Source organism: Pseudoclavibacter helvolus (assembly GCF_049707175.1).
Lineage (GTDB): Bacteria > Actinomycetota > Actinomycetes > Actinomycetales > Microbacteriaceae > Pseudoclavibacter > Pseudoclavibacter helvolus_A.
The window spans coordinates 17,126-43,606 of sequence record NZ_JBNAFM010000019.1 but is presented as its reverse complement, the minus strand read 5'-3'; the positions used below and the strand labels follow the sequence as shown (position 1 = coordinate 43,606).

The window sequence follows — 26,481 nt, the reverse complement described above, 5'->3', positions numbered from 1 at the left end:
CGACGGCCCACCAGAAATCCTATAGTATTTTCTACAGACGGGAAATATAGAACAACTGGGAGACCTCATGAGCAATCACATCGCCGTGATCGGAGCAGGGATCGTCGGGCTGGCAACGGCCTGCGAACTCGGGAAACGCGGTCACCGCGTGACCGTCCTCGAGAAAGAGGACAAGATCGCCGACCACCAGACCGGAAACAACTCCGGCGTCATCCACTCCGGGCTCTATTACACGCCCGGGAGCCTCAAGGCCAAGTTCGCCGCCGCCGGCGCCGAATCCATGCGAGCCTTCGCCAGCGAGCACGACGTCACCGTCGACATCTGCGGCAAGCTCGTCGTCGCCACCTCGGAATCGCAACGCGGGCGCCTGCAGAACCTCCTCGAACGCGGCCAAGCCAACGGCGTGCCCTGCCGACTCATCTCGGCGGCGGAAGCGAAAGAGTTCGAGCCGCACGTCAACGCCGTCGCAGCCCTGCGCGTCGAATCAACCGGCATCGTCGACTACCGCGGCGTCTGCCAGAAGCTCCGCGAGCTCATCGTCGAGCAAGGCGGCGAGGTGCTGCTCGGCCAAGAGGTGCGCGCCATCCGCTCCTTCCGAGACCGAGTCGTCATCAAAACCGCCACCAAGGAGATCAGCGCCGACAACCTCGTCAACTGCGCAGGACTCCACAGCGACCGAATCGCACGCCTCGCCGGCACCAACCCCAGCGTGCGCATCATCCCCTTCCGCGGCGAGTACTTCGAACTCACCCCCGCCGCCCAGCACCTGGTCCGCGGCCTCATCTACCCCGTGCCGGACCCCGCGTTCCCCTTCCTCGGCGTGCACTTCACCCGCATGTTCGACGGCACCGTCCACGCCGGCCCGAACGCCGTCTTCGCCCTCGCCCGCGAAGGCTACTCGTGGAGCCGCATCAACATCGGCGACGTCATCGATAGCGCACGCTGGCCCGGACTGTGGCGACTCGGCAAGCGGTTCTGGCGCACCGGACTCGACGAAACCGCGCGCTCGCTCTCGAAGCGCAAGTTCCTGGCGAGCCTCAACGAGCTCATCCCCGAGCTCCAACTCGACCAGATCACCCCCACCCACGCCGGCGTCCGCGCCCAGGCGATGCGCCGAGACGGCAGCCTCGTCGACGACTTCCACATCGAACGCGGCCACCGGCAGATCCACGTCCTCAACGCCCCCTCCCCAGCAGCGACCGCAGCCCTCGAAATCGGCCGCTCCATCGCCGACGAACTGGCAGGAGTCGCCGCATGAGCGCATCCATCACCCCGCAGCGCTTCACCGAAGACCAGGTGCGGCAGCAGATCCTCGAGATCCTCACCGCGTGGGGAATGACTGCCGAGGCCGCCGCCATCAGCGCCGAAGTCATGGTCGACACCGACCTCTCCGGCATCGACTCGCACGGCATTTCAATGCTCATGCTCTACGAGAAGCTGGCGCGCACCGGCCGCCTCAACATCAACGCCCGGCCCGAGATCGTGCACGAAGGACCAGCCTTCGCGATCGTCGACGGCCATGACGGTCTCGGCCACCCCACGGCCGTCACCGCGATGCACACCGCCATCGACAAAGCCCGCCGCGAAGGGGTCAGCGTCGTCGCAGCACGCTCCTCGTCACACTTCGGCGCCCTCGGCTACTACGCGCGGCTCGCATCCGACCAAGGCCTCGTCGCGCTCATCACGACAACAACCCGCACCCCAACGACCTCCGCAACCAACGGCACCACGGCGGTGCTCGGTACGAACCCGATCTGCTTCTCCGCACCCCGCGCCGACGGAGCCCCACTCGTCGTCGACATCTCTACGAGCGTCGTCGCCCTCAACAAGGTCAAGACCTACGCGCTCAAAGGCTGGCCGCTGCCCGTCGGCTGGGTCACTGACAGCACCGGGGCAGACCTCGTCGACGCCAAAGTCGCCTACGAGCTCCTCTCCACGGGACGCGCGACCATCAGCCCGCTCGGCGGACCCGGCACCGAATCCGGCGGACACAAGGGCTTCGGACTCAGCCTCATGGTGCAGATCCTCAGCGCGGCGCTCGCAGGCGCATCCGGGGTCGGGCTCGGCGCAGACGCCGACAACCTCGGGCACTTCTTCCTCGTCATCGACCCCGAGCGGCTCAGACCAGACGGCACGATGTCGAGCGCCGTCGAGGAGATCCTCAGCGCAACAAGCGCAGAAGCAGGAGTGCGCGTGCCCGGCGAGCCGGAAGCCGACGAGCGCGCGGCACGCACGGCACACGGCATCCCGCTACCCGCCACCCTGCTCGAACTCCTCGAGGAGATCTGCACCCGCGCCGAAGCGCCATTCCTCCTCGCCCCCACGGTGGCCGCAGTGCACTGACGCCCCAGAACCGAACTACGCAGACACCTCCTGAAGCGCTCGCCCACGCGAGCTCTCCAGGAGGTGCTTCGTCGTCGAAGCCGCCAATTCGGGGTCGCGCGCAGCCAGCGCGTCATACACGGCCCGCAGCTCCGCATCCGTCGCCGCGTGCGACCCGCCCTCATCGCGAAGCTCGATCGCGAGCCGCTGATTCTGGCCAGCGAGCGACGCAGCCGCAGCCCCCAAGAACGGGTTGCCCGACTGCGCCGAGACGAGCGCAAAGAAACGCTCCTCACGCTCCACGCCGAACGACGGCACCTCCCCGCGCCCCTCGATAACCTCCAGCAGCGACTCCAAGAAGTCAGGCGTCACGCGCAGACTCGCCTCCCGAGCGAGCGCCGGCTGCACGACGAGCCTCGCCTCGATGAGCTTCTTCACGTCTCTCGCCGTGAACGGCATGGCCACGAAATAGCCGCGCAGCGCCTCACGGCGCACGAGCCCCGTGTGCTCAAGTCGCGCCAGCGCCTCACGGATCGGGGTCTGGCTAATCTCGAACTCCCGCGCGAGCGACGGGATATTCAAGGGCGCGCCCGGCGCAAGCTCACCACGACTGATCACCTCGACGATGTGCTCGTAGGCGGCATCAGACCGCGTCCTCGCCTGTCTTTTCGTGCTGTTGTTCACCGCTCTGCCTCCCTGCACAGGGTAGACGATGGCGGCTGACGCGAAAGCGGGGGAGGTGGCCGATGCCACCTCCCCCGCCGCCGTCCGCTGGACGCTGGGCGCTGGGCGCTACATGGCGTCTTTCATCGAGTAGAGATCACGGTCGGTCGTGTCACGCATGAACACCGAGGCGATAAACGCCGGCAGCGTGTAGACGATCGTGAGGATCGCGAGCGGAACCCAGCTGTCGCTGTACGCGGCCAGCAGCGCGGCACCGATCGTGGGAACGAGGCCACCGGCGAAGATCGACGGGAGCTCCCTGGAGAGCACGACGCCCGTGTAGCGATGCTGCACGCCGAAGAGCTCCGGGATAGTCGCGCCCTGCAGCGCCAGCCCCGACCACACGCCGACGCCAAGTGCGACGGACATGCTGATGATGATCTCGACGCTGTTGCCGTTGGCGAGCAGCCACCAAATCGGGAAGGCCGCGCAGATCTGGAACAGCGTGCTCACCCGGAACATGGTGCGCCGACCGAAGCGGTCGGACAGTGCTCCCACGATCGGCACGACGACGATGCCGACAGCGGAGGCGATGAGGATCGACAGCGAGACGATCGACGTCGCATCCTCCCGCCCCGAGAGCGCCACACCGGCGACGTAGCTCGCCCCGAGGCTCTTGTAGATCGACGAGCCGGCGCTCTCTGCCGTGCGCAGGCCGATGCCAACAAGCAGCGACTTCTTGCTGTGCTTGAAGACCGACTTCATCGGCGACTTGATGACGTGCTGCTGCTCCTTCATCTTCTCGAAGGTTGGCGAGTCCTTCACCTTGGAGCGCAGGTAGAGGGCGACCACGACGAGCACCGCGCTCGCAATGAACGGGATGCGCCACAGGCCGTCGAGCACCGCGGCATCGCCTGCCGACGAGATCCAGAGGAAGACCAGCGAAGCCAGCGCCGTGCCGGCCACGAGTCCCGAGTATTGCAGCGAGGAGTACCAGCCGCGCTTCCCCTTCGGGGCGAACTCCGTCATCATCGTGCTCGCGCCCGCGGCCTCAGCACCGGCGCCGAAGCCCTGGAAGATGCGGAGCAGAACCAGGATGATGGGCGCCCAGATGCCGATGGTGTCGTACGTGGGCAGCAGGCCGATCGCGAGGCTCGAGACCCCCATGATGAGGATCGTGAGCACGAGGATGTTCTTGCGCCCGATCTTGTCACCGAAGTGGGCGAACACCACGCCACCGACCGGCCGTGCCGCATAGCCCATGAAGAGCGTCACGAAGCTCAGGATGCGCCCCGTCGTGGGGTCGAGGTCGGAGAAGAACAACTGCGCGAAGATCAGCGAGGCCGCGAGCGTGTAGAGGGAGAAGTCGAAGTACTCGAGCATGCTCCCGATGAAGGTGCCGCCTGCGACGCGCCTGAGGTCTTTCTTGGTGACGGGCTCGGGTGGGGCTCCGTCGGATCCTGGCTTTCTGGGGTCGGTCACTGCGGTTGACGTCGGCGACGAGGGTTCCATCTTGACTCCGTTCTTCTCCATTGAAGGGCGATAGGGGATCGGTCGCAAGAACTATACTATTTTTTCGAGGCTAGAGATATAGCCGTGCCAATGCGGCACAATCCGGTGCCGACAGTCACCGCAGAGCGCGCCAAAACGCAGCGCCGAGAATCAGACAGAGCTCACGCCGCACACGGCACCACCGATGGTGTCGCGGGCCCTCGACGGCCTAGACGGAGTCGAACGACTCGGACGACCTGGCTGCCTCGGCTGACGCGGACCTCTCCTCCGCGTCAGCCCCCACCCCGCTGGCCACGATCGCGCGCACCGCGGCGACCACCGCATCCCGATCAATCGCGCCACCACGGAACACCCGGTGGATCGCCCACCCCTCGATGAGCGCATCCAATGCCCGCGCCGTCGGCTCAGGGAAGTGGCGACTCAGGCTCACGAGGCTCACGTCCAGCCACGCCCGCGCCGTCTCGGCAGCCGCGCTGTTGTGGTTGCCGTACGCGTACATCTCAAACAGCAGCGACACCCGCTCGTCGTCGGCGTACGCCTCCCCGGCGATGAGCTCGACCACAGCCGCCTGCGCCTCCGCCGGCGACGTCGCCGCCTCGAGCATGTCTCGGTACTGCTCCGCCATGCGGTCGGCGAGCATCGCGAACGCCTCAGCGATCAACTCATCCTTGCCCGCGAAGTAGTACGTCAGCGACCCGAGCGGAACACCTGCTCGCTTCGCCACGGACCGGTAAGTCAGCGCCGCCGTTCCCGCCTCGACAATGCCTCCGAGCGCAGCATCGAGGATTCTCTGCCTGCGGTTGGGGTCGTTGGGGACCTCTTTGCGAGAGCCACTCATCAGACCTCCTCCCGTCGACGCCTGCAAAGTGTGTACGCTTGAACACACTTCCCCTTCTCCGAGACGGATCCTCTCATGCGCACCACACCCCAACGTCGCCGCGTCGCGCTCTTCGTGCTCTTCTTCCTCCCAGGCCTCACCATCGCATCCTGGGTCACGCGCACCCCCGACGTCCGCGACGCGCTCGGCGCCTCGACCGCAGAGATGGGCCTCATCCTCTTCGGGCTCTCCGTCGGATCCATGGCGGGCATCCTCAGCTCGGGACGACTCGTGAGCAGGTGGGGCGCACGCCCCGTGATCGCCGTCGGCATGACCCTCGTAGCACTCAGCGCCCTCACCATCGGCAGCGGAGCCGCCACCACCTCGAGCGTGCTCGTCGGCGTCGGCCTCGGCCTCTTCGGGCTCGGCATGGGCGGAGCCGAAGTCGCCCTCAACATCGAGGGCGCCGACGTCGAACGACAACTCGGCAAATCGACGCTGCCGGCCATGCACGGCTTCTTCAGCCTCGGCACCACCATCGGCGCCGTCGGCGGCATGATCGCCACCGCCACCGCCTTCCCCATCCTCGCGCACCTCAGCGTCGCAGCCGTCGCCGTGACCATCGGCCTCATCGCGTCAATCCGACTCCTGCCGCCCGCCACCGGGCAGACCTCCCGCGCCGCATCCGACGACAGCGCACCCGCCGCGAGCAGCCCGCTCTGGCGAGACAAAACCCTGCTGCTCATCGGGCTCGTCGTGCTCGCCCTCGCCATGGCCGAAGGCAGCGCCAACGACTGGCTGCCCCTCGTCATGGTCGACGGCCACGGATTCGACGCCGCCTGGGGGTCCGGCATCTTCGCCGTCTTCGCACTGTCGATGACAATCGGACGCTTCATCGGCGGGGCCTTCGTCGACCGCTTCGGACGCATGAAAGTGCTCTGCACCAGCGCACTCATCGGTGGGGCAGGCATCGCGCTCATCATCTTCGTCGACAACCAAGCGGTCGCAGCTGCCGCCGCCATCCTCTGGGGTGTCGGCACGGCGCTCGGATTCCCCGTGGCGCTGTCAGCCGCTGGCGCCTCCGGCGATCGGCCAGATGCGCGGGTCGCCTTCGCCGCCACGCTCGGCTACATCGCCTTCCTCGTCGGGCCGCCCGCACTCGGGTTCCTCGGCGAGGACTTCGGCCTCAGGCCTGCGCTTGGCGTTGTACTGGCACTCGTGGCCCTGGCAGCCGTTGCGAGCTGGGCGGCAGGCCGGCGGGAGGCGAGGACGCCGGCGCGGGCACCCGAGGCGATTGCTTCGGAGACGCACGTCAGCGCGCCCGTCGACTGACACGCAGCCCCGACCGGCGGGCCGGCACGGCGGGGCTTGGGGCCGGCGTGAGCGGCGGAAGCGGCGTGAGCCGGCGCCGGCCACACGGCGCCGCCAGCTGCGCGCAATCAGCGTGACGACAGCGCTGAAAACCCTCCGCCCGCGACCGAAACCGCCATGACGTCACTCTGAGTGTCAGCAGCGCGAGCAGCAGGCACGGCGCGAGCGGGCAGCCGACAGGCACGGCGCGAGGGGCAGCCGACGGGCACGGCGCGAGGGGCAGCCGACAGGCACGGCGCGAGCAGGACGCCCGGCCACACGGCACCGCCAGCTGCGCGCAGTCAGCGTGACGACAACGCTTGACGCCCTCCGCCCGCGACCGAAACCGCCCTGACGTCACTCTGAGTGTCAGCAGCGCGCGCGGCCCGGCACGGCGCGGCGCGGCTCGGCGGGCCGGGCCGGGCCGGGCCGGGCGCGAGTCGGCAAGCACGGCACACGGCACCGCCAGCTGCGCGCAGTCAGCGTGACGACAACGCTGGACACCCTCCGCCCGCGACCGAAACCGCCCTGACGTCACTCTGAGTGCCAGCAACGCGAGCGGCAGCGCGAGCCGACCCAGCCGTGTGTGAGCTGATCGCCTCGCCAAGCGCGTCGCGTAGCGTTGCGCGGGTGAGAACCGTTGGCGTCGACCTGGCCGCCGAGCCCACGCGCACCGCGTTTGCCGCCATCGAGTGGGGCACCGGCGAGGCGCAGCTCGCGCACCTGCAGCTCGGCATTACCGACCAGGAGATCGTCGCGCGATCAACGCAGGCGACGGCCGTTGGCATCGACTGCGCGTTCGGCTGGCCCATCGAGTTCGTGGAGTTCGTGTCGGCACATGCCCGCCAGTCGCCCAGCGAGCGCGAGCACTCGGGCATCGACCTCCGGCGTCGACTCGCGTATCGCCACACCGACCGCGTCGTCCGCGAGCACACCGGTCGGTGGCCGCTCAGCGTGTCGACCGACCGCCTCGGCATGACGGCGATCCGTTGCGCCGAGCTGCTCGACACCTTCGCCGACGCGGGCGAGCGCGTCGACCGTTCAGGCGGCGGACGCCTCGCCGAGGTGTACCCCGCGGCGGCGCTCCGGGCCTGGGGGCTCCTCACTCCGGGCTACAAGACCAAGCCCGAGGCGCGCGCAACGGCCGCCCGCGCCGTGCTCGACGCGCTCCCCCACCTCGCAACCACCGCCGAACAGCGTGCGCTCCTCGCACGCTCCGACGACGCACTCGATGCGCTCGCCGCGTCGCTGATCGCGCGAGCTCACGCGCTCGGCAAGACGCTGCCCGTCCCGGCCGAGCTACTCGAGGCGGCACAGATAGAGGGGTGGGTCGCGCTACCGACGTGCTCGATCGACGAACTGGCCGGCGCGGCATGATCCGGCGAACTCTTCGACGCCTCTGGTGGTGGACCCTCGACTACGCCTACGTCGTCGCCCAGCAGGCCAAGGCGGCTCTCGACCGCACCGACCCCTCCACGTTCCTCAGCGGCGACCGCCAGCCCGTCGTCGTGATCCCGGGCGTCTACGAGCCGTGGCGCTTCATGCTGCCGCTCATTCGGCGCATCCACGCGATGGGACACCCCGTGCACGTCCTCGACCCGCTCGGGTTCAACCGAAAGCCCGTGCCCGACGCGGCGCAGCACCTCGTCGACTCCCTTGAGCGCCACAACCTCGAGGAGGTGATCGTCGTCGCGCACAGCAAGGGCGGCCTCGTCGGCAAGCACGCCATGACTCAGGGGCTCGCGGTTCCGCGCATCCGCTCGATGCTCGCCGTCGCGACGCCGTTCGGCGGGTCCAGCTACGCACGCGTGCTCTTCATGCCGAGCCTCCGCATTTTCTCGCCGCGCGATCGCACGATCCTCGCGCTCTCGCGCGAGCTCGACGTGAACTCGCGCATCGTGTCGGTCTACGGGACCTTCGACCCGCACATCCCGAAGGGCAGCTCACTCACGGGTGCGGTGAACGTGGAGTTGCCGACCGGCGGGCACTTCCGCGTGCTGGAGCATCCCCGCGTCGTCGCGGAGTTCGAGCGCCTCGCCGCGTAGGCCGGGCGCTGGCGCGAGCGCGTAGGCCGAGCGCTGGCGCGAGCGCGTAGGCCGAGCGCTGGCGCGAGCGCTGGCGTGCCGCACAGCCGGTACCCCTAGCATCGCCGCATGGCTCAGACGGATGCGCGCAACTGGTTCGACGAGGGCGGGCGGGCGTACTCGCAGTTCCGGCCGAGCTACCCTGGCACCCTCGCGGCCCGCCTCGCCGAGCTCGCACCGTCGACCGATCTCGCGATCGACGTCGGCTGCGGCACCGGACAGTTCACAACGACGCTCGGCGACACCTTCGAGCGCGTCGTAGGCCTCGACCCGAGCGGTGAGCAGATCGCGAACGCCGCCCCGCATGCGCATGTCGAATATCGACGGTCGGCTGCGGAGTCGCTGCCCGCGAGCATCCGCGACCATTCCGCGGGACTCGTCAGCGCCGCGCAGGCTGCACACTGGTTCGACCTTGACACGTTCTATGGAGAAGCCGCCCGCGTCAGCGTTGACGGTGGCATCGTGGCGTTGCTCTGCTACGGCATCCTGCACATCGACAACCCAGGGATCGACGAGCGAGCCCAGCAGTTTTATGCCGAGGACCTCGATGCGTACTGGCCGCCGTCGCGCCGCCTCGTCGAGCGGGAGTACCGCGACCTCCCGTTCCCGTTCGAGGAGCTCGAGTTCCACGCCCCGAGCATCCAGAAGCGGCTCACGCTGGATGCCCTGCTCGGCTACTTCTCGACCTGGTCAGCGGTGCGCGCCGCGCGCGAGGCCGGCCGAGCGGGGCTGCTCGAGGATGTCGGTCGCGACCTCGCCGCGCTCTGGGGCGACCCCGCCACCGAACGCGTCACCACCTGGCCCATCGGCGGAAGGGTCGGGCGCATTCGGGCCTGACCACGTTCCCGTTCCGCTCCCGGGCCAGCGTGGGTAGCATGCGAGACATGCCCATCAGACTCGAGAACGTCGGCATCGCCGTCCGCGACCTCGACGCCGCGATCGCCTTCTTCACCGACCTCGGCCTCACCGTCCTCGGGCGCGACGAAGTGAGCGGCGAGTGGGCGTCCACGGCGGTCGGGCTCGACGGCAACCACGCGAAGATCGCCGTCCTGCAGACCCCCGACGGGCACGGCCAGCTCGAGCTGTTCGAGTACCTCCACCCAGACGCGATCGAGACCGAGCCGACGCTGCCGAACGAGATCGGCATGCACCGCGTCGCGTTCTCGGTCGACGACATCGACGAATCCCTAGCGATCGCCGCGAAGCACGGCTGCCACCCGCTGCGCGGAGTCGCCAACTACCAGGACGTCTACAAGCTCGCGTATCTGCGCGGTCCGAGCGGCATCCTCGTGATGCTCGCGCAGGACCTCACAAAGGGCTGACACGGATAGCGGGTAGCGGGTAGCTGGTAGCTGGTAGCTGGTAGCTGGTAGCTGGTAGCTGGTAGCTGGTAGCTGACGCTAGCTACTCGCCCGCCAGGTACGCCGCGAACATCAGCGGCGCTCGCCCCGTGACGCGCTCGACGTCGCCGGTCACCCGCGACAGCTCGCCGCTCGCGATCGCCGTGTACGTGCTCACCCAGGCGTCGTTCTGCCAGGCGGGCGCATCCCACTTCCTCCGCGACTCGTAGGCCTCCTCGAGCGTCTCGTCATGGAAGGTGACGGCGGTGCCTCGGGATGCGGCGATCGCCGCCGCGATGTCGGTTGCGGTGAGCGCCTCCGGCCCCGTCAGGTCGTACGTCGCCCCCTGGTGCGCATCCGGTGCACGCAGCACGGCCGTCGCGACCGCCGCCACGTCGGCGCGGCTCACGATCGAGACCCTGCCATCACCCGCCAGCCCGCGCAGCACGCCGTCGTCGCCAACGAACATGGGCATGACGTCCATGTAGAAGTTGTCGCGCAGGAAGGTCCACCTCATGCCGGACGCCTTGAGGTACTCCTCTGTCGCGAAGTGGTCGCGGGCGAGCGTGAACGTCGCGTCGGGCGACGCGCCGAAGAACGATGTGTACACGACCTGCTCGACACCGGCGGCCACCGCCGCGTCGATGAACGCCCGGTGGTCATCCAGCCGCGACTCGCTCTCGGCCGCCGACACCATGAAGAGCGTCCGGGTTCCTCGGAGTGCGGCGGTGGATGCTTCGCGGTCGGCGTAGCTGAACGGCGCGACCACGCATCCGGGCAGCTGCGGCGCGTTCGCCGGGGTGCGCGCGAGGAGGAGCTGCGAGGCTCCGGCTGCCGCGAGCTGGCGCGCGACGAGGCCGCCGACGGCGCCAGTGCTGCCCGTCACGGCGATGCGCGCGGTCTGGGATTCGCTCATGCTGCCCTGCTCTCGTCATAGTGGCGCTGCGCGTCCGCGACGCCGGACATGTGCTCGGTCGCCCACTCCGTGAGGATGCGCAGCGGGCCGAGCAGGCTGCGCCCGACGTCCGTCAGCTCGTAGTCGACACGGGGCGGCACCTGCGGGAACACGGTGCGGGTCACAAGCCCGTCGCGCTCCAGTCCGCGGAGCGTCTGCGTGAGCATCTTCTGCGAGACCCCATCGACCGTGGCCTGGATCTCCGAGAATCGCTTCGGGCCGTCATGCAGCGTGCCGACGACGAGCACCGTCCACCGGTCGCCGATGCGATCGAGCAGGCGACGCGACGGGCAGTCGCGGTTGTACGGGTCCCACAGCGGCTCAGTCATGCGCGCTTCCGTTCTTTGGTCTTTGGTCTTTGGTCTTTGGGTTCCTGGGTAACTGCACGGTACTGAGTCACCGACAGATACTCAAGCGACGCCCAAGAGGCACTTTTCGGTAACCAACGCCCCGCAAAGTGCCTTCTTCCCCTCCTCGCCGTCGGTCTCTTACGGTGACTGTCGGCGTCCGAGACCGGGTGCCTCGACGAAAGGACCACCATGGCCAAGATCACCATCCTCGGCGGAAACGGATACGCCGGCAGCAACCTCGTCACAGCCGCCGCAGCCGCCGGACACGATGTGACCTCGTTCAGCCGCTCACTGCCAGAGGAACAGGTTGCGGGCGTCACCTACGAAACCGGCAGCGTGCTGGACGACCGCACGATCGAGCGCGCCTTCGATGGCGCCGAGGTCGTCGTCTCGACCCTCTCGCCGCGCGGCGAACTTGAGGGCCGCACGCGCGGAGTCCTCGAATCCGCAGCAGCACTCGCCGCCACCAAGGGCGTGCGATTCGGAGTCGTCGGCGGTGCCGGCTCACTGCTCGTCGCCGAGGGCGGGCCGCGCCTCGCCGACACCGACGGCTTCCCCGACCCGGTCAAGCCGGAGGCCGCAGAGATGGCCGGCGTGCTCGACGACCTCCGCGCATCCACCCCCGAGCTCGACTGGTTCTACGTGAGCCCCGCCGCAGCCTTCGGCGCGTGGGCCCCCGGAGAAGCGACCGGCCAGTACCGCATCGGCGGCGACGTGCTCCTCACCGACGACAACGGCGACTCCAACATCTCCGGCGCAGACTTCGCGGCCGCGATCGTCGCCGAGATCGAGCACCCAGCGCACCACCGCGCACGCTTCACGGTCGCGTACTGACTCGCGCCTGGCCGCCTATCTGACGGCTCGCCTACCGGCCTGCCTGCCTGCTCTCCTGCCTACCTCTCTCGCCTTCTCGTTCCCTCGATCCCTCTCTCAATTCCTCGTGCATCCACACCCACCCCCACACCCACATCCACATCCACACCCACACGAGGAATGCATGCTCGTTTCGAAAAGAGCATGTATTCCCCGTGTGGATGCACGCGGCAAGGGGCAAGGAGATGGAGGCAGGAGGCGCGAGAGCGGCAGGGCGAGAGCGGCAGGGCGAGACCGGCACGGCGAGACCGGCAGGGAGACAGAGCAGGGAGACGGGGCAGAGAGCTTCAGACGGGGTCGGGGAGCTTCAGACGGTGGCAGGCAGGATCGGGCTCGTGGCGGCTACGGAACGATGACCGCGCGCCCGCGGATCTCGCCAGCGTGCAACTTCTCGTAAGCGGCGGGAGCCTCGTCGAGGGAGAACCGCTCGACATGGATGTCGATCTTGCCGCGCTTCGCGAGCTCGACGACCTCCATCAGCTCAGTCCTTGAGCCCCAGTTGATGGCGCGACCCGTGACGTCAAGCGGCACCGTCGTCTGCCCGATCGGGACGGCACCGCTGGCGACGCCCACCACCACAACCGAGCCCGCTGCGGCGACCATCTTCGCCGACAGGTCCGCCGTCGGCTGAATACCGACGAAATCGAAGACCACCGTCGCGCCGAGGCCCCGCGTGAGCTCCTTCACGGCGGGAACAGCGTCGGGGTTCGACAGGAACGTGTGGTCCGCGCCGACCGTACGCGCAAGCTCAAGCTGTGCCTCACCAACATCGAGCACGACGACCGTCGCAGCCGACAGCGCCTTGAGCAGCTGGATGGCGACGTGGCCGAGCCCACCAGAGCCGATCACAACAGCGGTCGATCCGGGCACGAGCTTGGGCAGCGCCGACTTCACGGCTCGGTACGGGGTGAGCCCCGCGTCGGTGAGCGACACGTTCTTGACGGGGTCGAGGTCACCGATCGGCACCAAATGGCGGGCGTCGTCGACGATCATGTACTCGGCCATGCCGCCGTCGCTGAAGATGCCCGGCGCGCGCATCCCCTTCTCGCAGTTCTGCTCGGCACCGCTCGCGCAGTGGTAGCAGCGGCCGCACCCCCACGGCCCGTAGACGATGACCGACTCGCCGACCTCGACGTCGCGCACGCCGTTGCCGAGCGACTCGACGACGCCAGCAACCTCATGACCGAGCGTCAGCGGCAGCGGCTTGAAGTAGTAGTCATCCTCCGAGGCGCCCATGATGAACTCGTCGGAGTGGCAGGCACCGGCCGCCGTCACCCTGAGGAGGATCTCGCCGGGACCGGGCGTCGGGGTGTCGATCTCGACGAGCTCTGGTCGCGATCCGATCGCGCGGTACTGCAGTGCTTTCATGGCGCTGCCTCTCTCCGGGCGGGATGACGGCCCGGCTTCACTGAGCGGCGCTGGGCGCCGCGGTATGGGGTTCCTTCCCGATGCTACGCCTCGCTATGTGCAGAGTCAGCGGATGCTCGGCTCGCCAACGCGCGCCCGCCGCGCGGCCGCACCCCGCACCGCAGGGCGCACCGCGGCCTCGACCGCCAGCACGGCGAGGGCCAACAACGCGCATCCACTCGCCCCGAACAGCACGGACGACCAGCTCGAATGGTCACCACCGGAAGTGCCGAACGCGTCCGCGATCGCCATCCCGATCGAAAACGAAGCCACGAAGTACGCGGGCGTGCCGAGCATCAACGCCAGCAACGCGAACACGGCGGTGCCACGCCACGTCGCACCCCCACGAAGCGCGAACGCCAGACCGCCGACGCTGAGCGCCGCCCCCATGAGCGCGAACGCCACGACCCATCCCACCGCAAACGGCTCGTTCGCAGCCGCCGCGTCGCGGTAGATGTCAGGGAGAGGGCGGCCGGGAACAGCCGCCAGCGGATTCAGCACCAGGATCTGCAACGAACCGAGCACCGCGAAGGCGACGAGCAGCACCGAACCGACGCACCCCACCACGACGGCCGGGCCGACCGCGGCAACTTCTCAGAGTCCATGAAAGCGAGACTAGCGAGCGCCCCGGCCGGTTCGGCTCCACGCCTGCGCACGCTCGAGTGCGGGTGGCCTGGTCGCCAGGTCGCCAGGCGATCCGCTCGCCAGGTGGTCCGGTCGCCAGTGATCTCGTCGCCAGGTGGTCCGGTCGCCGTGCGATCTGGTCGCCAGGTGGTCCGGTCGCCGGGCGATCTGCTCGCCAGATGGTCCGGTCGCCAGTGCGTCCAGATGCCCCAAAGGGTCGTCATACTACGCGCTGAGCGACCGTGTGCGGCATCTCGCGGCACCGCAGCGATCCGACGCTCAGACCACGAACGCCGCAACGACGAAGCAAGCCGCCGCGAGGACGAAGTGCAGCGCGGCCATCGGGCGACTCGCCTTGACCTCTCCGCCGGTGAGACGGTCGTACACCTCGCGGAAGCGGTCGCGCGGTCGGCCCTTGAAGACGATGCCAAGCACCAGCGCGAGCACCGTCGGAACGGCGTAGATCACGGTGTAGCCCGCGAGCGCAGCGACCGCCGTCGGGGCCGCCACCTCGGCGTCGATGAGCCGCTCGACGGCGAAGAACATCGGGAACGCGTTCGGCAGGTCTGCGATCGTCGCCACGACGCCCAGCGGGAACGCGGAGAGCGGGTTCACCCAGCGCAGCAACGGGTAGCCGCGTCGTTCGCGCGTTCGGAACCGTCGCACGCCGAAGACGACGAACAACATCCCGAAGCCGACGAAGATGATGCGACGCATCCACGAAGCGAGGTCCTCGACCAGCGTGCCGGCGAAGCTCGCCCCGAAGTAGACGAGCATCGTCAGACCGAAAAACGTGACCACGGCGCCGGCGGCATAGACCCAACCCGTCGCGACGGGGCGCTGCACGGTGAGCAGGATGAGAATGACGACGGCGATCGTCGACAGGTTCAGCGAGTCGACGACCGCGAGACCGACAAGCGCCGCGATCAGACCGCCGCTCACCTCTCGCGCTCCCGCATGCCGTGGACTCTACCGGGCGCGGGCGACGTGAACGCGGCGGCGGGCGCGCAACCGCTGCCGACGCGGCACCAAGCAGCACCGCTGGGACGGTTTCCGGCTGACCCTCACACTCAGAGTGACGTGAGGCCGCCACGGCGTCGGAAACCGAACCGAACGAGGACTACGTCACTCTGACTGTCAGCAGCAGAGACCAACTATCAGCACCGGAGACCAACTGCCGGTTCTCGGGGCCACCTGCAGCGCCCAGGACCAACTACCGACAACTGGGACCGCGGACCGGGATTGGCGGCTGACCGGCAGCTCCCCGTAGTCCCTCAGGCACGAATAGACCGAACACCTCAACCGGCCCACCGAACCGCACGCCCACCCCGCCACGCCTCGCCCCGGGCTGCAGCACGCGTTCTTTGCGCCCTCCCCGGCGGCGGTGCTCGTGTACGTCGTGGCGTTCACCGTGTGGGGGCTCGGCGCTGCGCTGATCGTGCGCTGGCAGCGGCGGCTGGTTCCGGTGACGATCGCGCACTTCATGGTCAACTTCATGACGAGCTTGCCGGCTGTCGTTTTCCCGGCGCTGCAGCTGGGCGGTGTCGTTCCGGTGTGACGGCGGCGCTACCTGACCGGTACGTCCGCGAGCGCCGCGGCGAGCGCGTCCGTGAACCGCTCGATGTCTCGCTCCTGGAATGAGAGCGGCGGGCGAACCTTGAGCACGTTGTTGTTCGGCCCGGCGGTCGAGGTGAGTACGCGGTGCTCGCGGAGCGCGTTGACGAGCGCGAGGGCCGTCTGTCCGTCTGCCGTCTTTGCCGCGGGATCCGACACGATCTCGACGCCGGTGAACTGCCCTGCTCCGCGCACATCCCCGATGCGCGCATCCCCGACCGAGCGAATCGCGGCACGCAGCTGATCGCCGACCACGGCCGCACGCTCGGGCAGCCCCTCGTCTCGCAGCACGTTGAGCACCGCCTGCGCCGCCGAGATCGCGACCGGGTTGCCGCCGAAGGTGTTGAAGTACGGGATGCCCGTGGCGAAGGGCTCGAGCACCTCGGGTCGCACGGCCATGCCGGACACGGGGATGCCGTTGCCCATGGGCTTCCCCATGGTGACGATGTCGGGCACGAGGTCGTGCCGCGCGAAGCCCCACATGCGGGGCCCGAGGCGGCCAAAGCCCGGCTGCACCTCGTCTGCGATCCAGACGCCGCCCGCCTCGTGGATGGCGTCGAACGCGGGCTTGAGGAAGCCTGCTGGGTCGGCAGCGACTCCGTCTGAGGAGAACACCGAGTCGGCGAGGAACGCAGAGAACGTCACGCCGTGCTTGGCGAGGTCGGCGATGGCGGCGCGGATGTCGGCGGCGAGCTTCTCGCCCACCAGCTCAGGCGACGTCCGGTAGGTGTCTGGCCCCGGGACGGTGCGCACCTCGAGCCCAAGCGTCTGCCCACTCCCGAGCGCTGGCGAGACGGCCGAGGTGAGCCCGGACGTGCCGTGGTACGCCTCGCTGGTGACGATGACGCCGGTGCCGCCCGTGTAGGCGGCGGCGACGCGCAGCGCGAGATCGTTTGCTTCCGATCCGGTGCACTGGTACATGACCTGCCCGATCTCGGCGGGCATCGTCGAGAGCAGGTCCTCGGTGTAGTCGAGGATCGCCTCGTGCAGGTAGCGCGTGTGCGTGTTGAGCGTGGCGGCCTGCGCGGCCATGGCCTCCACGACTCGTGGATGCGCGTGGCCGAGGCTCGCGACGTTGTTGTACATGTCGAGGTACTCGACGCCGTCGCTGTCATAGAGGTAGGTGCCGTTGCCGCGCACGAGGTGCACGGGGTTCGAGTAAAAGAGCCGGTAGGACGGCCCGAGCAGCCTGGAGCGCCGCTCGACCATGGCTTCGGTCTCGGCCGCCGCTGAGGACTCCCCCACCCGGTAGCTGTTGCCGTCCATGATCGTGGATCTGCTCACGTGACGTGTCCTCTCCCGCGGGCGCACTTCGCCCGTCCGGCGCTTCGATCTTGTCGACCCGAAGCGAGCACACTGTTTCCTCCCGGTAAATCGTGTGTAACGAGTGTGGCGAGAAGCCGCATCCACAGCGAATCAGCACCTAGACATGGATCACCCCGCACGCAGCCGGCACCACCAGAGCAGCCGCGATTCGCGCATCCACCGCCGAATCGCCCCAGCCCGAGGAGACGACCATGATCGAGGCACCGCCGAAGCAACCCGTTTCCGGACTTCGCGTCTTCGACGTCCTCGTCAAGGGCGAGGCCGCCCCTGCGTGGCTGCACGAAGGGATGCTCGCGGCGTTCGGCATCGCACCCCACGCGACGACGACCCTGATCTCGGTGTCGGAGAACGCCTCCTACCTCGTCGAAATCGAGGGCAGGCCCGCGGGCGTCGTGCGGCTGCAGCAGCCCGGCTACCAGGAAGGCGACGCGCAGCTCCGCTCCGAGATGCGGTGGGTCGAGGCGATCAGAGACTGTGGATGCGCGGAAGTTCCGTCCCCGATCCCGGGCGCGGACGGGCAAGTGACGCAGAGCATCCAGTCGCCAGACGGCCTCGCACTGAAGGCGGTGTTCTTCGAGCACGTTCGCGGGTCGATCCTGCAGGATGTCGACGACGCCGCGCCCTGGTTCGGCGAACTCGGGCAGATCACCGCCCGACTCCACGACCACGCGCGCAGCTGGCGTCGACCCGCGGACTTCGACCGCTTCACGTGGGGGCTGCCCGACCTCCTCGGCTCGAGCGCACGGTGGGGTGACTGGCGCCGCGCATCCCTGACCCCGGCCCAGCTCGACCACCTCGAACGCGCCGAGTCGGCCGCCGTCGCAACCGTGCAGGCGGCGCCCGCCGGGTGGCAGGACTGGGGACTCGTGCACTCCGACCTGCGGCCGACCAACGTCATCCGTGACGGTGAGCGACTCATCGTCATCGACTTCGACGACTCCGGCTTCAGCTGGTTTCTCTACGACTTCGCGTCGGCGCTGACCTTCCAGGAGCACACGCCCGACGCGCGAACGATGGCCCGGAACTGGATCGATGGGTATCGATCCGAGGGCACGCTAACGGATGCGCAGCTCGAGCTCGGATGCGCGCTGTCGATGGTGCGCACCCTCACCATGCTCGGCTGGAGCACCACCCACCGAGACGAAGCCCTCCCTCCCGACCTGCAGGGCGGAGGCGTCACCGACGCCGCCATCTTCGCCGCCGACCAGTTCCACGCGTCGCCGACCTGGCTCGTCGAATGACCTCATCGATCGAGATGCGCCCGGCCGCGACTGCGCGACCGCACGCCTGACCACACCCCGCGACGCCGCCCGCCGTTCCTCGCGCAGGCCCGAGCGCCCGCCCCGAGCGCCCGCCGCGCCCCCTGACCGTTCCACCCGTGCATCCCGCACGCCCTCCCTCATGCCCCCAACGCAAGGAGCACTGCATGCCCGCTGCTGATCTCGCCTGGATGCTCGCCGCATTCGGCCTCGTCCTCTTGATGTTCCCCGGAATCTCGTTCTTCTACGGAGGAATGCTGGGCAGCAAGAACATGCTCAACATGGCGATGATGGTCTTCGGATCCATGGCCGTCGTCGCCGTCATCTACGTGCTGTTCGTGCACGGCATGGTGCTCGGCGATTCGGTCGGCGGCGCCGGCATCATCGGCGACCCGCTCGCGTTCGTCGGCATGGAGTCGTTCATGACCGACTCGTCCGAAGGCGACATCATCGCCGTCGACGCCTACTGGGGCGCGTTCTACATCCTGTTCGCCGCCATCAGCATCGCGATCGTCGCATCCGGTGCCGCCGGCCGCATGAAGTACTGGGCGTGGCTGATCTTCGCCGCCCTGTGGACCATCCTCGTGTACGCGCCCCTCGCGCACTGGGTGTTCGCGTTCACGAGCGACGACGGTGAGACCGTCGGCGGGTGGATGCGCAACGTGCTCGGCCTGCACGACTACGCGGGAGGCACGGCCGTGCACATGAACGCCGGCGCTTCGGCCGTGGCCCTCGCGATCGTGCTCGGTCGACGCAAGAACACGGAGATGCGTCCGCACAACATGCCGCTCGTCCTCCTCGGCGCCGGACTTCTCTTCTTCGGCTGGATCGGCTTCAACGGCGGCACCGCGGCGGGCGCAAACTTCCTCGCCGGGTACGTCGTGCTCACCACGACACTCTCCGCACTCACCGGTGCCCTCGGCTACCTGCTCATCGAGCGCATCCGCGACAAGCACGCCACCACGCTCGGCATGGCGACCGGCATGATCTCCGGCCTCGTCGGCATCACCCCGGCAGCGGATGCGGTGACCCCGCTCGGCGCCCTCGCGCTCGGCTTCGTCTCGGGTGCGGTCGTCGCCCTCTGTATCGGCTGGAAGAACCGCGCCAAGATCGACGACGCACTCGATGCCTTCTCGGTGCACGGCATCGGCGGCATCGTCGGTGCACTCTTCGTGGTGTTCCTCGGCGCCGCCGCCGCCCCGGCCGGAATCGCGGGCGTCTTCTTCGGCGGCGACCCCAGCCTCCTGTGGGGCGAACTCGTCGCTATCGTCGTGACCTGCGCGTACGCCTTCGGCGTGACGTTCCTCATCGCCTGGGTTATGAACAAGATCGTGCCGATCCGCGTCCCAGACGACGTGGAGTCCGTGGGCCTCGACCGGGGCATCCACGCCGAAAGCGCCTACGAGCTCGAGCCGCGCTGACCATGATGGATGCACGCAGCGGCGCCGACCGACGGACGCAGTTCACGCCGCGCGACCAGAACGCGCAAACCCCGCGCGCACCCCACGACCAAAACGCACAGACCACGCCAGCACAGAAGAGGAGCGCGCGACGATGAAGCTCGTGACCGCAGTGATTCAGCCCACGAAGGTCGATGACGTGAAGGACGCCCTCGAGGCGGCAGGCTTCACGGGCCTCACCATCACCGAGGTGGAGGGACACGGCCACCAGAAGGGCCGCACCGAGTACTACCGGGGACAGGCCGTGAAGGTTTCGTTCCGAGCGAAAACCCGCATCGAGGTGCTCGTCGCCGACGAGACCCTCGACACGGCCATCGAGGTTGTCGTTGCGGCGGCCCGCACCGGCAACGTCGGCGACGGCAAGGTGTGGGTCACCGATGTGAGCCATGTCATCCGCGTCCGCACCGGGGAGTCCGGTCCGGCCGCCGTGTAGCGCGCGGCGGCCGCGCGGGCGCCGGCTCCGGCTCGGGCTCGGGCTCGGGCGAAAGCGTTGTGGCATGTTGCTGTTCCCGGCACTGGGAACAGCAACATGCCACAACTTTGTGCGTCGAGCCGTGCTGGCTTGCGCGTCGAGCGGTGCGAAGCGGAGCTGAGCGGAGCGGAAACTGCGCCCGCGCCGCGACCTGCCCCAAAAGGTCGCTCCCCCGCGCTCAGAACGACCTTTTGGGGAATCTCGCGGACGACAGCGAGCGACGAACTCGCGGGGAACCACCCTGGAACGCTGTGGAGTCCTCGCGGATGTGCGCGGCGCAGGCGTGCGGGTGCTCTGGGATCAGCCGTGCTGCTAACGGCGCGGATACTCCGGCCTCAGACGTGCGGATGCTCGCGGCGCGGATGCTCCGGGCTCAGACGTGCGGAAGCTCGCGGCGGCGGTCCGTGGATGCTCTGAGCTCAGGCGGGCGGATGCTCGCGGCGGCGAGCGCGGTAGGCCGCGACTGCGGAGCGGTTCGCGCATCGGGTGGAGCAGAAGCGTTTGGTGCGGTTGCGGGTCAGGTCGATGACGATTCCGTCGCAGCCGTCGGCGTCGCAGGTGCCGAGCCGTGACATCTCGTCAGCGCGGATGAGGTCGATGACCGCGAGCGCTGTCTCGACGGTGATGCGTTCGTCGAGGGGCCGGTCGGCGTCGACCGCGTGGAGGTGCCAGTCGTGGCTGTCGTGGCGCACGAGTTGCGGGGTGGCGTTGTGCTCGGCGAGTGCGTCGTTGACGAGTTTGGCGGCCGAATCCCGGTCGGCAGTGAGGAGTTCGCGGAGCCGTGGCCGGATCGCGCGGACCCGCTCGAACTCTGCCTGGTCGCCGTCGAAGCGTCCCGTGTAGCTGTGGTCGCGGAAGAACTCGGCGAGCTCGGCGCGAGTGCGCAGCGTGGGTGGCTCGACGTTGCTGTTCACGAGCGCCGCAGCCGCGACGAGCGCCTCCTCGGTGTCATTGGTGAAAAGCACCTTTGCAGATTACCAAAGTCGAGCTAGTGTCATGTTCTATGAAGGCTAACGCCAATGACATCGGACTCGCCGGAGCCACCGCGAGCGCACCCCTGCCGCACACACCCCTGCCGCACGCGGCCACGCTCGCGACGCCCGCATCCGCTGCCACGCCGCGTCTCGCATCCGGCCTCGCCTTCGCCCTCCTCTCGGCGGCGGCTTTCGCCCTGTCGGGACCGTTCGCACGCGGCCTGCTCGAAGCTGGGTGGACGCCCGGCGCCGCAGTCACAGCCCGGGTCTCGCTCGCTGCACTAGCTCTCGCACCCGTCGCGCTCCTGGCACTGCGGGGCCGTTGGCGGCTGCTCGCCAACCGCGGCAACCTCGTGCGGCTCGCCGTCTACGGCGCGATCGCCGTCGCCGGCACACAGCTCGCCTACTTCACGGCCGTCGCGACGCTGCAGGTGGGTGTCGCGCTGCTCATCGAATACACGGCCCCGGCCATCGTCGTGCTGTGGATGTGGATGCGTCACCGCCAGCGCCCGCACGCGCTCACGCTTGTCGGCGCGGCCATCGCGGCAGGCGGGCTCCTGCTGGTGCTGCAGATCTTCGGCGGCGTGCAGCTCGACGTCGGCGGCGTGCTGTGGGCGCTGGGCGCGATGCTCGGCGTCGCCTTCTACTTCGTCATGTCAGCCGACACCGAGACTGAGCTCCCTGCGACCGTGCTCGCCGGCGGAGGGCTGCTCGTGGGCGCCGTGGTGCTCAGCCTCGCGGGGCTCGTTGGCGTGTTGCCGATGAGGTTCACGGATGCGCCCGTCGAGTTGGGCGGGGCGTCCATGCCGTGGTGGGTGGCGGTGCTGGTCCTGGGACTTGTCACCGCTGCGGGTGCCTACGTCACGGGGATCGCCGCCGCGCGTCGCCTCGGACCTCGGCTGACGTCGTTTGTCGGGCTCTCCGAAGTCATCGGCGCAGTGCTCTTCGCGTGGCTGTTGCTCGGGGAGCTGCCCAACCCGGTGCAGCTTGTGGGCGGCGCACTCATCCTTATTGGTGTGGTTGTCGTGCGGCTCGGTGAGGCGCGCATCTCGCGACAGCTCCAGGCCTGACCGGGCCCGACCGGGCCCGACTCGACCCGACCCGACCAATCACAGTGCAATTCCGGGCCAAAATCGCGGAAAACGACTCCGCCGCCGCAGATCTGCACTGTTACTGGTCAGCCTTGGCGGAGTCGTTCGACCGTTGCGGTCCGCGCGTCCCAGAGTCGCAGCTCGGTGGCGAGCGCGTGCAGCGGTTCGACGTCGAGCGCGGCGATCGCCCGCTCCAGGTCGGCGAGTTTGAGGCGCCTGGCCAGTGTGACGTGCGGCGTCCAGCTGCCAGGCGTCGTGTGCGGCAGGTCGACTGCAACTTCCTCGCTGCCGGCCAGCCGGTGCAGTTCTGTGTGGAACTCGAGGAGGCTGACCGACGGCACGACGCTCCGCGCTAGAACGGTGCGGTCGCCGTGCCTGAACAGTTGCGGACCGCCGAGGGTGAGGGGCATCGGCAACCTGCCCGCCGCATCCCGAACGGCGTCGAGGTCGAGGAGTGACGGCTCGGCCTCGGACGACGACGAGTGCGACAACGACGAGCGCACGAGCAGCGACAGGTGGGGGCGGTTGCTGTTCGACGTGTGCGCGCCCATGCTCGAGACCCCGAGCGCCTGCAGTGTCGCCCACTCACCGCGAATGCGCGCCTCGGTGGCGTCGTCGAAGAGGAGCTCGAGGCTGACGATGTCGCTCACGGGTCGCGCCGCGTCACGATGGCCCTCACCGCGAGATCGCACGGAGGGCGGCCGCGACCGCGCGCTGGCCTGCCGCATCCAGTTCGTGGACGGGCCTCGGAAGGTTGACGGTCGGCACGAGTCCGAGCTGTGCGGCGATGGCGGATGCGACGCGGTAGCTGCCGTGGGCGCGGAACAGCTCCCAGAGCGGGTCGAGCCGCGCGGATAGGCGCAGCGCGAGCTGGGCCTCGCCCGCGAGCGCCGCCCGCGTGATCGCGAGGCATTCCTCGGGCAGCACTCCGGCGAGCACGGAGTACCAGACGTCGCAGCCGCCGAGCAGCCCGGCAGCTGCGTACGGGTCGCCGCTGATGCCGACGGAGATGGGGGTGCCGACCTCGTCGCGCAGGGCGGTGACGCGCTCACTGACTTGGGCGACATCGAGCGACGCGGGCGGGATTTTGATCGATCTGACGAGGTCGAGCCCGGCGATGCGGGCGTGGAGGGCATCGCTCACGACGATGCCGGTCGTGGTGGGGTTGTCATACACGATGATCGGGAGGCTCGTGGTCGCGGCAACATCCTCGTAGAGGCCGTAGACCTCGTCCTCCGTGAGCGGCTGGTATGACACCGGCGCGAGCAGCACGGCCGAGGCTCCGGCGTCCTCGGCGGCTCGGAGGTTCTCGAGCACATCGCGTGTGCGCAGCGCTCCGATGCCGATGATGACGGGCACCGGGCCGGCGTGGCGCACGGTGAGCTTGGCGACGGATGCGCGTTCGGCGGGGTCGAGGTAGGCGTAGCTGCCGGTTGAGCCGAGGGCGCTGATCGAGTCGACACCGGCGGCCTGCAGCCGTTCGACCAGACCGGCGTAGCTTCCTGCATCGATGCCCGTCGATGTGATGGGGGTGAGCGGGAAGGCACTGACGCCCTCGAAGAGCGGCTCAGGCATCGGAGGCTCCCCGGGTGCGCCACGGCAGGTTGAGAGCCGCCCATTGCAGAAGCAGCACGGTCTTCGCGTCCTGAATCTCTCCGCTCGCGATCATACGAAGCGCCTCGTCGAAGTCGAGCGCGACCGACTCGATCTCCTCGCCTTCCTCCTCGACGCCGCCCCCGCCGGAGATGGCGTCTGCCGCCGACCAGGGGGCCGCGAAGAAGTGGATGCTCTCGGTCACCGACCCGGGGCTCATGTAGAGCTCGAAGACTGGGGTCACCTCGCCCACGACGACGCCGAGCTCTTCCTCGGCCTCGCGCCGAATCGCGTCTTCCGGCGAGTCACCGTCGAGCAGGCCGGCTGCGGTTTCGAGGAGCATGCCGTCGTCGTGTCCGTTGACGTAGACGGGGTAGCGGAACTGCCGCCCGAGCAGCACCTGCCGACTGTCGAGGTCGTAGAGCAGGATCGTGGCGCCGTTGCCGCGGTCGTAGGTCTCGCGCTGCTGCGTCGCCCACTCTCCGTCGCGCCCCCGGTACCGGAAGGTGGTGCGACGCAGCACGTGCCAGCCGTCGGAGGTGACCTCGACGTTCTCGACCTCGACGTTCGGGTTGCGGGTCAGGTCACGCCCGGCCTGGTCGAGCCCCGTGCGCCCGCGGCTGTCGGGCACGTCGACGCCGAGGTGGCCGTGGGTGTGTGGATGCGACATGCCCCCAAGATACGCACGGCCACCGGGAGGCGCATCCGGAAATACGCCGTAATCCTGGACACCACGATCAGCCGACCGGAATAGCTTGCACCTACAAGTGGTTGTTCCCCGCAGACCACACGCACCACGCTTTGAACGGAGCCCCATGACCGAGCAGCTGACTGTCCGCAACGAGACATCCGTCCCCATCCTCGACGCGCTCTCCGACCGCTGGAGCCCCCGGGGCTTCGACGCTGACCACGCGATCTCCGAGGAAGACCTCACGGCACTCTTCGAAGCCGGCCGTTGGGCTCCTTCCGCGAGCAACACGCAGCCCACGACGCTCGTCGCGGGCGTTCGCGGCACGGCGACGTTCGACAAGATCTACGGCACGCTGATGGACTTCAACCTCGCGTGGGCTGACCGCGCCTCGCTCCTCATCGCCGTCACCGTCGAGCACGAACGCGATGGCAAGCCGCTCCGCTGGGCCGAGTACGACGCCGGCCAGGTCGCCGCGCACCTCACCATCGAGGGCCAGTCGCGCGGCCTGCACACGCACCAGATGGGTGGTATCCACGTGGATGCGCTCGCCGAGGCGCTCGAGCTGCCGGCGGGGCGCACACCCATCACGGTCATCGCCGTGGGTCAGTACGACGATTCCGACGCGGTGAGCGAGAAGATCCGCGCCCGCGACACGTCGCCGCGCACGCGCCGCGAGCTCAGCGACTTCGTCACCATCGAGCGCTAACCCCCACGGCCGGGCGCGACCCCGCAAGACCTCAGCCCGGTGGCGTATACACGGTGACGGCGGCCGCACTGCCGCAGGCCGGCACTGAACCCGCGGCATACAGAACGCACGCACGCGGGCGCCACTCCAGCTCACGACAACAGAAGCAGAGGACAGCACGATGACAGACGTCAACACAGCAGACCGCGCCAACCGCCTGGCAGAGCTCCACCAGGCCCCCGAGATTCTCCGAGTCGTGAACGTGTGGGATGCGATCAGCGCCCAGACCGTCGCGAACCTCCCCGAAACGAAGGCAATCGCGACGGCCGGACACTCGATCGCGGCCTCCTACGGCTACGCCGACGGGGGCATGCCGCTCGACGTGGCCCTGGCTGGCGCGAAGGTGATCGTGGATGCGGTCAACCTGCCGGTCACCGCCGACCTCGACGACGGCTACGACGACCCGGCCGAGACCATCCGCCGCGCAATCGGGCTCGGCATCGTCGGCGCGAACGTCGAGGACCGCCTGCGTCCCTTCGACGAGTCGGTCGCCCGCGTCGCGGCCATCGTCGCCGCCGCGCAGGCAGAGGGCGTCAACTTCCAGCTGAACGCCCGCACCGACGCGATCGCGCGCGGCGGCGAGCGACCCATCACCGAGAGCATCGACGACGCGATCGCCCGCGGCCGCGCGTTCCTCGACGCTGGCGCATCCCTCGTCTTCGTGCCCGGCGCCATCAACCGCGAGACCGTCGAGCCGCTCGTCGAGGGCCTCGGAGCCGGGAAGCTGTCCGTCATCGGCCTCCCGGGCGCGCTCACCGCAGCCGAGTTCCAGGACCTCGGGGTCGCCCGCGTCTCCTACGGCCCGCTCACGCAGCGCGTCGCACTCCGCGCGCTTCGCGACCTCGCCACCAACCTCTACGGCAACGGAGTGGTGCCGGAGGACACACCCGCCCTCAACTGAGCGCATGCCTCCACCCTCCCCTGAGGAGACCACGAGCGGCCTCGCGGACGTCGAACCC

The 26,481-nt window shown here is 68.8% G+C and carries 28 protein-coding genes; 15 read left to right on the top strand and 13 right to left on the bottom strand.

The genetic code is table 11. From position 1 onward, the window contains the following. The first annotated feature begins 67 nt into the window (after positions 1 to 67). Both lhgO and ACPYN9_RS14495 read left to right on the top strand, forming a co-directional pair. Entirely contained in the window at positions 68 to 1,258 is a 1,191-nt protein-coding gene (gene lhgO / locus ACPYN9_RS14500; protein ID WP_424467254.1) for an L-2-hydroxyglutarate oxidase, read from the top strand. Further along, positions 1,255 to 2,343: an Ldh family oxidoreductase gene (locus ACPYN9_RS14495; RefSeq protein WP_424467253.1), complete on the top strand. Its 1,089-nt coding sequence runs from the start codon at positions 1,255 to 1,257 to the stop codon at positions 2,341 to 2,343. Before lhgO ends, ACPYN9_RS14495 begins: the two co-directional genes overlap by 4 nt. A 15-nt stretch (positions 2,344 to 2,358) precedes the next feature. Here the strand turns inward: ACPYN9_RS14495 and ACPYN9_RS14490 are convergent, their stop codons facing one another. The 3 genes from ACPYN9_RS14490 to ACPYN9_RS14480 form a co-directional block, all read right to left on the bottom strand. Then, a complete protein-coding gene (locus ACPYN9_RS14490; protein WP_424467252.1) occupies positions 2,359 to 3,006 on the bottom strand; it encodes a GntR family transcriptional regulator in 648 nt (215 codons plus the stop codon). A gap of 108 nt (positions 3,007 to 3,114) precedes the next feature. After that, positions 3,115 to 4,518 carry an MFS transporter gene (locus ACPYN9_RS14485; protein ID WP_424467251.1) on the bottom strand — a complete coding sequence of 468 codons (1,404 nt, stop codon included), beginning with the start codon at positions 4,516 to 4,518 and terminating at the stop codon, positions 3,115 to 3,117. Positions 4,519 to 4,705: 187 nt separating this feature from the next. Next, positions 4,706 to 5,335: a TetR/AcrR family transcriptional regulator gene (locus tag ACPYN9_RS14480; RefSeq protein ID WP_424467250.1), complete on the bottom strand. Its 630-nt coding sequence runs from the start codon at positions 5,333 to 5,335 to the stop codon at positions 4,706 to 4,708. 75 nt (positions 5,336 to 5,410) lie between these two features. Here ACPYN9_RS14480 and ACPYN9_RS14475 point away from each other — a divergent pair, with 75 nt between their 5' ends. The 5 genes from ACPYN9_RS14475 to ACPYN9_RS14455 all read left to right on the top strand — a co-directional run bounded on the left by ACPYN9_RS14475 (position 5,411) and on the right by ACPYN9_RS14455 (position 10,070). Beyond that, positions 5,411 to 6,646, top strand: coding sequence for an MFS transporter (locus ACPYN9_RS14475; protein WP_424467249.1), 1,236 nt, complete (start codon positions 5,411 to 5,413; stop codon positions 6,644 to 6,646). A 648-nt stretch (positions 6,647 to 7,294) separates the two neighbouring features. Further along, a complete protein-coding gene (locus ACPYN9_RS14470; RefSeq protein ID WP_424467248.1) occupies positions 7,295 to 8,041 on the top strand; it encodes a DUF429 domain-containing protein in 747 nt (248 codons plus the stop codon). Next, on the top strand, positions 8,038 to 8,709 hold the full coding sequence (locus ACPYN9_RS14465) for an alpha/beta hydrolase (protein WP_424467247.1): 672 nt from the start codon (positions 8,038 to 8,040) through the stop codon (positions 8,707 to 8,709). The genes ACPYN9_RS14470 and ACPYN9_RS14465 overlap by 4 nt, the downstream gene beginning before the upstream one ends. 108 nt (positions 8,710 to 8,817) lie before the next feature. Further along, on the top strand, positions 8,818 to 9,585 hold the full coding sequence (locus ACPYN9_RS14460; protein WP_424467246.1) for a class I SAM-dependent methyltransferase: 768 nt from the start codon (positions 8,818 to 8,820) through the stop codon (positions 9,583 to 9,585). A gap of 47 nt (positions 9,586 to 9,632) precedes the next feature. Next, positions 9,633 to 10,070, top strand: coding sequence for a VOC family protein (locus tag ACPYN9_RS14455; RefSeq protein WP_424467245.1), 438 nt, complete (start codon positions 9,633 to 9,635; stop codon positions 10,068 to 10,070). Between the two features lie 82 nt (positions 10,071 to 10,152). Here the strand turns inward: ACPYN9_RS14455 and ACPYN9_RS14450 are convergent, their stop codons facing one another. Next, positions 10,153 to 11,004 carry an SDR family oxidoreductase gene (locus ACPYN9_RS14450; RefSeq protein WP_424467244.1) on the bottom strand — a complete coding sequence of 284 codons (852 nt, stop codon included), beginning with the start codon at positions 11,002 to 11,004 and terminating at the stop codon, positions 10,153 to 10,155. Further along, the gene (locus ACPYN9_RS14445) at positions 11,001 to 11,372 is read right to left on the bottom strand and encodes a winged helix-turn-helix transcriptional regulator (RefSeq protein WP_424467243.1); all 372 of its coding nucleotides are present in this window, start codon (positions 11,370 to 11,372) and stop codon (positions 11,001 to 11,003) included. Before ACPYN9_RS14445 ends, ACPYN9_RS14450 begins: the two co-directional genes overlap by 4 nt. A 210-nt stretch (positions 11,373 to 11,582) precedes the next feature. Here ACPYN9_RS14445 and ACPYN9_RS14440 point away from each other — a divergent pair, with 210 nt between their 5' ends. Beyond that, complete coding sequence (locus ACPYN9_RS14440) at positions 11,583 to 12,227, top strand: NAD(P)-dependent oxidoreductase (protein ID WP_424467242.1); 645 nt, start codon at positions 11,583 to 11,585, stop codon at positions 12,225 to 12,227. 381 nt (positions 12,228 to 12,608) lie between these two features. Here the strand turns inward: ACPYN9_RS14440 and ACPYN9_RS14435 are convergent, their stop codons facing one another. From ACPYN9_RS14435 to ACPYN9_RS14425, 3 genes are all read right to left on the bottom strand, one after another. Then, positions 12,609 to 13,634: an NAD(P)-dependent alcohol dehydrogenase gene (locus tag ACPYN9_RS14435; RefSeq protein ID WP_424467241.1), complete on the bottom strand. Its 1,026-nt coding sequence runs from the start codon at positions 13,632 to 13,634 to the stop codon at positions 12,609 to 12,611. 105 nt (positions 13,635 to 13,739) lie between these two features. Further along, positions 13,740 to 14,240 (bottom strand): hypothetical protein, encoded by a 501-nt coding sequence (locus ACPYN9_RS14430; RefSeq protein ID WP_424467240.1) that lies wholly within the window; start codon positions 14,238 to 14,240, stop codon positions 13,740 to 13,742. 336 nt (positions 14,241 to 14,576) lie between these two features. After that, complete coding sequence (locus ACPYN9_RS14425; protein ID WP_424467239.1) at positions 14,577 to 15,239, bottom strand: GAP family protein; 663 nt, start codon at positions 15,237 to 15,239, stop codon at positions 14,577 to 14,579. Between the two features lie 457 nt (positions 15,240 to 15,696). Here ACPYN9_RS14425 and ACPYN9_RS14420 point away from each other — a divergent pair, with 457 nt between their 5' ends. Beyond that, positions 15,697 to 15,855 (top strand): hypothetical protein, encoded by a 159-nt coding sequence (locus ACPYN9_RS14420; RefSeq protein ID WP_424467238.1) that lies wholly within the window; start codon positions 15,697 to 15,699, stop codon positions 15,853 to 15,855. 8 nt (positions 15,856 to 15,863) lie between these two features. On the opposite strand, the gene ACPYN9_RS14415 is transcribed toward ACPYN9_RS14420, so the two are convergent. Continuing rightward, positions 15,864 to 17,195 (bottom strand): aspartate aminotransferase family protein, encoded by a 1,332-nt coding sequence (locus ACPYN9_RS14415; RefSeq protein ID WP_424467237.1) that lies wholly within the window; start codon positions 17,193 to 17,195, stop codon positions 15,864 to 15,866. A 233-nt stretch (positions 17,196 to 17,428) separates the two neighbouring features. Between ACPYN9_RS14415 and ACPYN9_RS14410 the strand changes: the two genes are divergently transcribed. From ACPYN9_RS14410 to ACPYN9_RS14400, 3 genes are all read left to right on the top strand, one after another. Continuing rightward, positions 17,429 to 18,478, top strand: a complete 1,050-nt coding sequence (locus ACPYN9_RS14410; protein ID WP_424467236.1) for a phosphotransferase enzyme family protein — start codon at positions 17,429 to 17,431, stop codon at positions 18,476 to 18,478. A gap of 185 nt (positions 18,479 to 18,663) precedes the next feature. After that, on the top strand, positions 18,664 to 19,917 hold the full coding sequence (locus ACPYN9_RS14405; protein ID WP_424467235.1) for an ammonium transporter: 1,254 nt from the start codon (positions 18,664 to 18,666) through the stop codon (positions 19,915 to 19,917). Between the two features lie 133 nt (positions 19,918 to 20,050). Next, complete coding sequence (locus ACPYN9_RS14400; RefSeq protein WP_424467234.1) at positions 20,051 to 20,389, top strand: P-II family nitrogen regulator; 339 nt, start codon at positions 20,051 to 20,053, stop codon at positions 20,387 to 20,389. A gap of 458 nt (positions 20,390 to 20,847) precedes the next feature. Here ACPYN9_RS14400 and ACPYN9_RS14395 read toward each other — a convergent pair whose 3' ends face one another. Further along, positions 20,848 to 21,393 (bottom strand): CGNR zinc finger domain-containing protein, encoded by a 546-nt coding sequence (locus tag ACPYN9_RS14395; RefSeq protein WP_424467233.1) that lies wholly within the window; start codon positions 21,391 to 21,393, stop codon positions 20,848 to 20,850. Between the two features lie 38 nt (positions 21,394 to 21,431). Between ACPYN9_RS14395 and ACPYN9_RS14390 the strand changes: the two genes are divergently transcribed. After that, positions 21,432 to 22,472: an EamA family transporter gene (locus tag ACPYN9_RS14390; RefSeq protein ID WP_424467232.1), complete on the top strand. Its 1,041-nt coding sequence runs from the start codon at positions 21,432 to 21,434 to the stop codon at positions 22,470 to 22,472. A gap of 107 nt (positions 22,473 to 22,579) precedes the next feature. On the opposite strand, the gene ACPYN9_RS14385 is transcribed toward ACPYN9_RS14390, so the two are convergent. Genes ACPYN9_RS14385 through ACPYN9_RS14375 form a run of 3 tightly spaced genes read right to left on the bottom strand, consistent with a single transcriptional unit; the run spans position 22,580 to position 24,756 of the window. Then, complete coding sequence (locus tag ACPYN9_RS14385; protein ID WP_424467231.1) at positions 22,580 to 23,143, bottom strand: 2'-5' RNA ligase family protein; 564 nt, start codon at positions 23,141 to 23,143, stop codon at positions 22,580 to 22,582. 25 nt (positions 23,144 to 23,168) lie between these two features. After that, positions 23,169 to 24,068 (bottom strand): dihydrodipicolinate synthase family protein, encoded by a 900-nt coding sequence (locus ACPYN9_RS14380; protein WP_424467230.1) that lies wholly within the window; start codon positions 24,066 to 24,068, stop codon positions 23,169 to 23,171. Then, positions 24,061 to 24,756, bottom strand: a complete 696-nt coding sequence (locus ACPYN9_RS14375; protein ID WP_424467229.1) for an NUDIX domain-containing protein — start codon at positions 24,754 to 24,756, stop codon at positions 24,061 to 24,063. The genes ACPYN9_RS14380 and ACPYN9_RS14375 overlap by 8 nt, the downstream gene beginning before the upstream one ends. Before the next feature lie 145 nt (positions 24,757 to 24,901). Between ACPYN9_RS14375 and ACPYN9_RS14370 the strand changes: the two genes are divergently transcribed. Together ACPYN9_RS14370 and ACPYN9_RS14365 are read left to right on the top strand one after the other, a co-directional pair. Continuing rightward, positions 24,902 to 25,483 (top strand): nitroreductase family protein, encoded by a 582-nt coding sequence (locus tag ACPYN9_RS14370; protein WP_424467228.1) that lies wholly within the window; start codon positions 24,902 to 24,904, stop codon positions 25,481 to 25,483. Positions 25,484 to 25,643: 160 nt separating this feature from the next. After that, on the top strand, positions 25,644 to 26,423 hold the full coding sequence (locus tag ACPYN9_RS14365) for an isocitrate lyase/PEP mutase family protein (RefSeq protein ID WP_424467227.1): 780 nt from the start codon (positions 25,644 to 25,646) through the stop codon (positions 26,421 to 26,423). Positions 26,424 to 26,481: the final 58 nt, after the last annotated feature.

Bases quoted from the DNA above. Each gene is read 5' to 3' on its own strand.
- ACPYN9_RS14495 (WP_424467253.1), top strand. From the start codon at position 1,255: ATGAGCGCATCCATCACCCCGCAGCGCTTCACCGAAGACCAGGTGCGG.
- ACPYN9_RS14435 (WP_424467241.1), bottom strand. From the start codon at position 13,634: ATGAAAGCACTGCAGTACCGCGCGATCGGATCGCGACCAGAGCTCGTC.
- ACPYN9_RS14400 (WP_424467234.1), top strand. From the start codon at position 20,051: ATGAAGCTCGTGACCGCAGTGATTCAGCCCACGAAGGTCGATGACGTG.
- ACPYN9_RS14475 (WP_424467249.1), top strand. From the start codon at position 5,411: ATGCGCACCACACCCCAACGTCGCCGCGTCGCGCTCTTCGTGCTCTTC.
- ACPYN9_RS14380 (WP_424467230.1), bottom strand. From the start codon at position 24,068: ATGCCTGAGCCGCTCTTCGAGGGCGTCAGTGCCTTCCCGCTCACCCCC.
- ACPYN9_RS14390 (WP_424467232.1), top strand. From the start codon at position 21,432: ATGAAGGCTAACGCCAATGACATCGGACTCGCCGGAGCCACCGCGAGC.
- ACPYN9_RS14440 (WP_424467242.1), top strand. From the start codon at position 11,583: ATGGCCAAGATCACCATCCTCGGCGGAAACGGATACGCCGGCAGCAAC.
- ACPYN9_RS14375 (WP_424467229.1), bottom strand. From the start codon at position 24,756: ATGTCGCATCCACACACCCACGGCCACCTCGGCGTCGACGTGCCCGAC.
- ACPYN9_RS14460 (WP_424467246.1), top strand. From the start codon at position 8,818: ATGGCTCAGACGGATGCGCGCAACTGGTTCGACGAGGGCGGGCGGGCG.
- ACPYN9_RS14450 (WP_424467244.1), bottom strand. From the start codon at position 11,004: ATGAGCGAATCCCAGACCGCGCGCATCGCCGTGACGGGCAGCACTGGC.
- ACPYN9_RS14365 (WP_424467227.1), top strand. From the start codon at position 25,644: ATGACAGACGTCAACACAGCAGACCGCGCCAACCGCCTGGCAGAGCTC.
- ACPYN9_RS14370 (WP_424467228.1), top strand. From the start codon at position 24,902: ATGACCGAGCAGCTGACTGTCCGCAACGAGACATCCGTCCCCATCCTC.
- lhgO (WP_424467254.1), top strand. From the start codon at position 68: ATGAGCAATCACATCGCCGTGATCGGAGCAGGGATCGTCGGGCTGGCA.
- ACPYN9_RS14485 (WP_424467251.1), bottom strand. From the start codon at position 4,518: ATGGAGAAGAACGGAGTCAAGATGGAACCCTCGTCGCCGACGTCAACC.
- ACPYN9_RS14405 (WP_424467235.1), top strand. From the start codon at position 18,664: ATGCCCGCTGCTGATCTCGCCTGGATGCTCGCCGCATTCGGCCTCGTC.
- ACPYN9_RS14465 (WP_424467247.1), top strand. From the start codon at position 8,038: ATGATCCGGCGAACTCTTCGACGCCTCTGGTGGTGGACCCTCGACTAC.
- ACPYN9_RS14455 (WP_424467245.1), top strand. From the start codon at position 9,633: ATGCCCATCAGACTCGAGAACGTCGGCATCGCCGTCCGCGACCTCGAC.
- ACPYN9_RS14410 (WP_424467236.1), top strand. From the start codon at position 17,429: ATGATCGAGGCACCGCCGAAGCAACCCGTTTCCGGACTTCGCGTCTTC.
- ACPYN9_RS14445 (WP_424467243.1), bottom strand. From the start codon at position 11,372: ATGACTGAGCCGCTGTGGGACCCGTACAACCGCGACTGCCCGTCGCGT.
- ACPYN9_RS14480 (WP_424467250.1), bottom strand. From the start codon at position 5,335: ATGAGTGGCTCTCGCAAAGAGGTCCCCAACGACCCCAACCGCAGGCAG.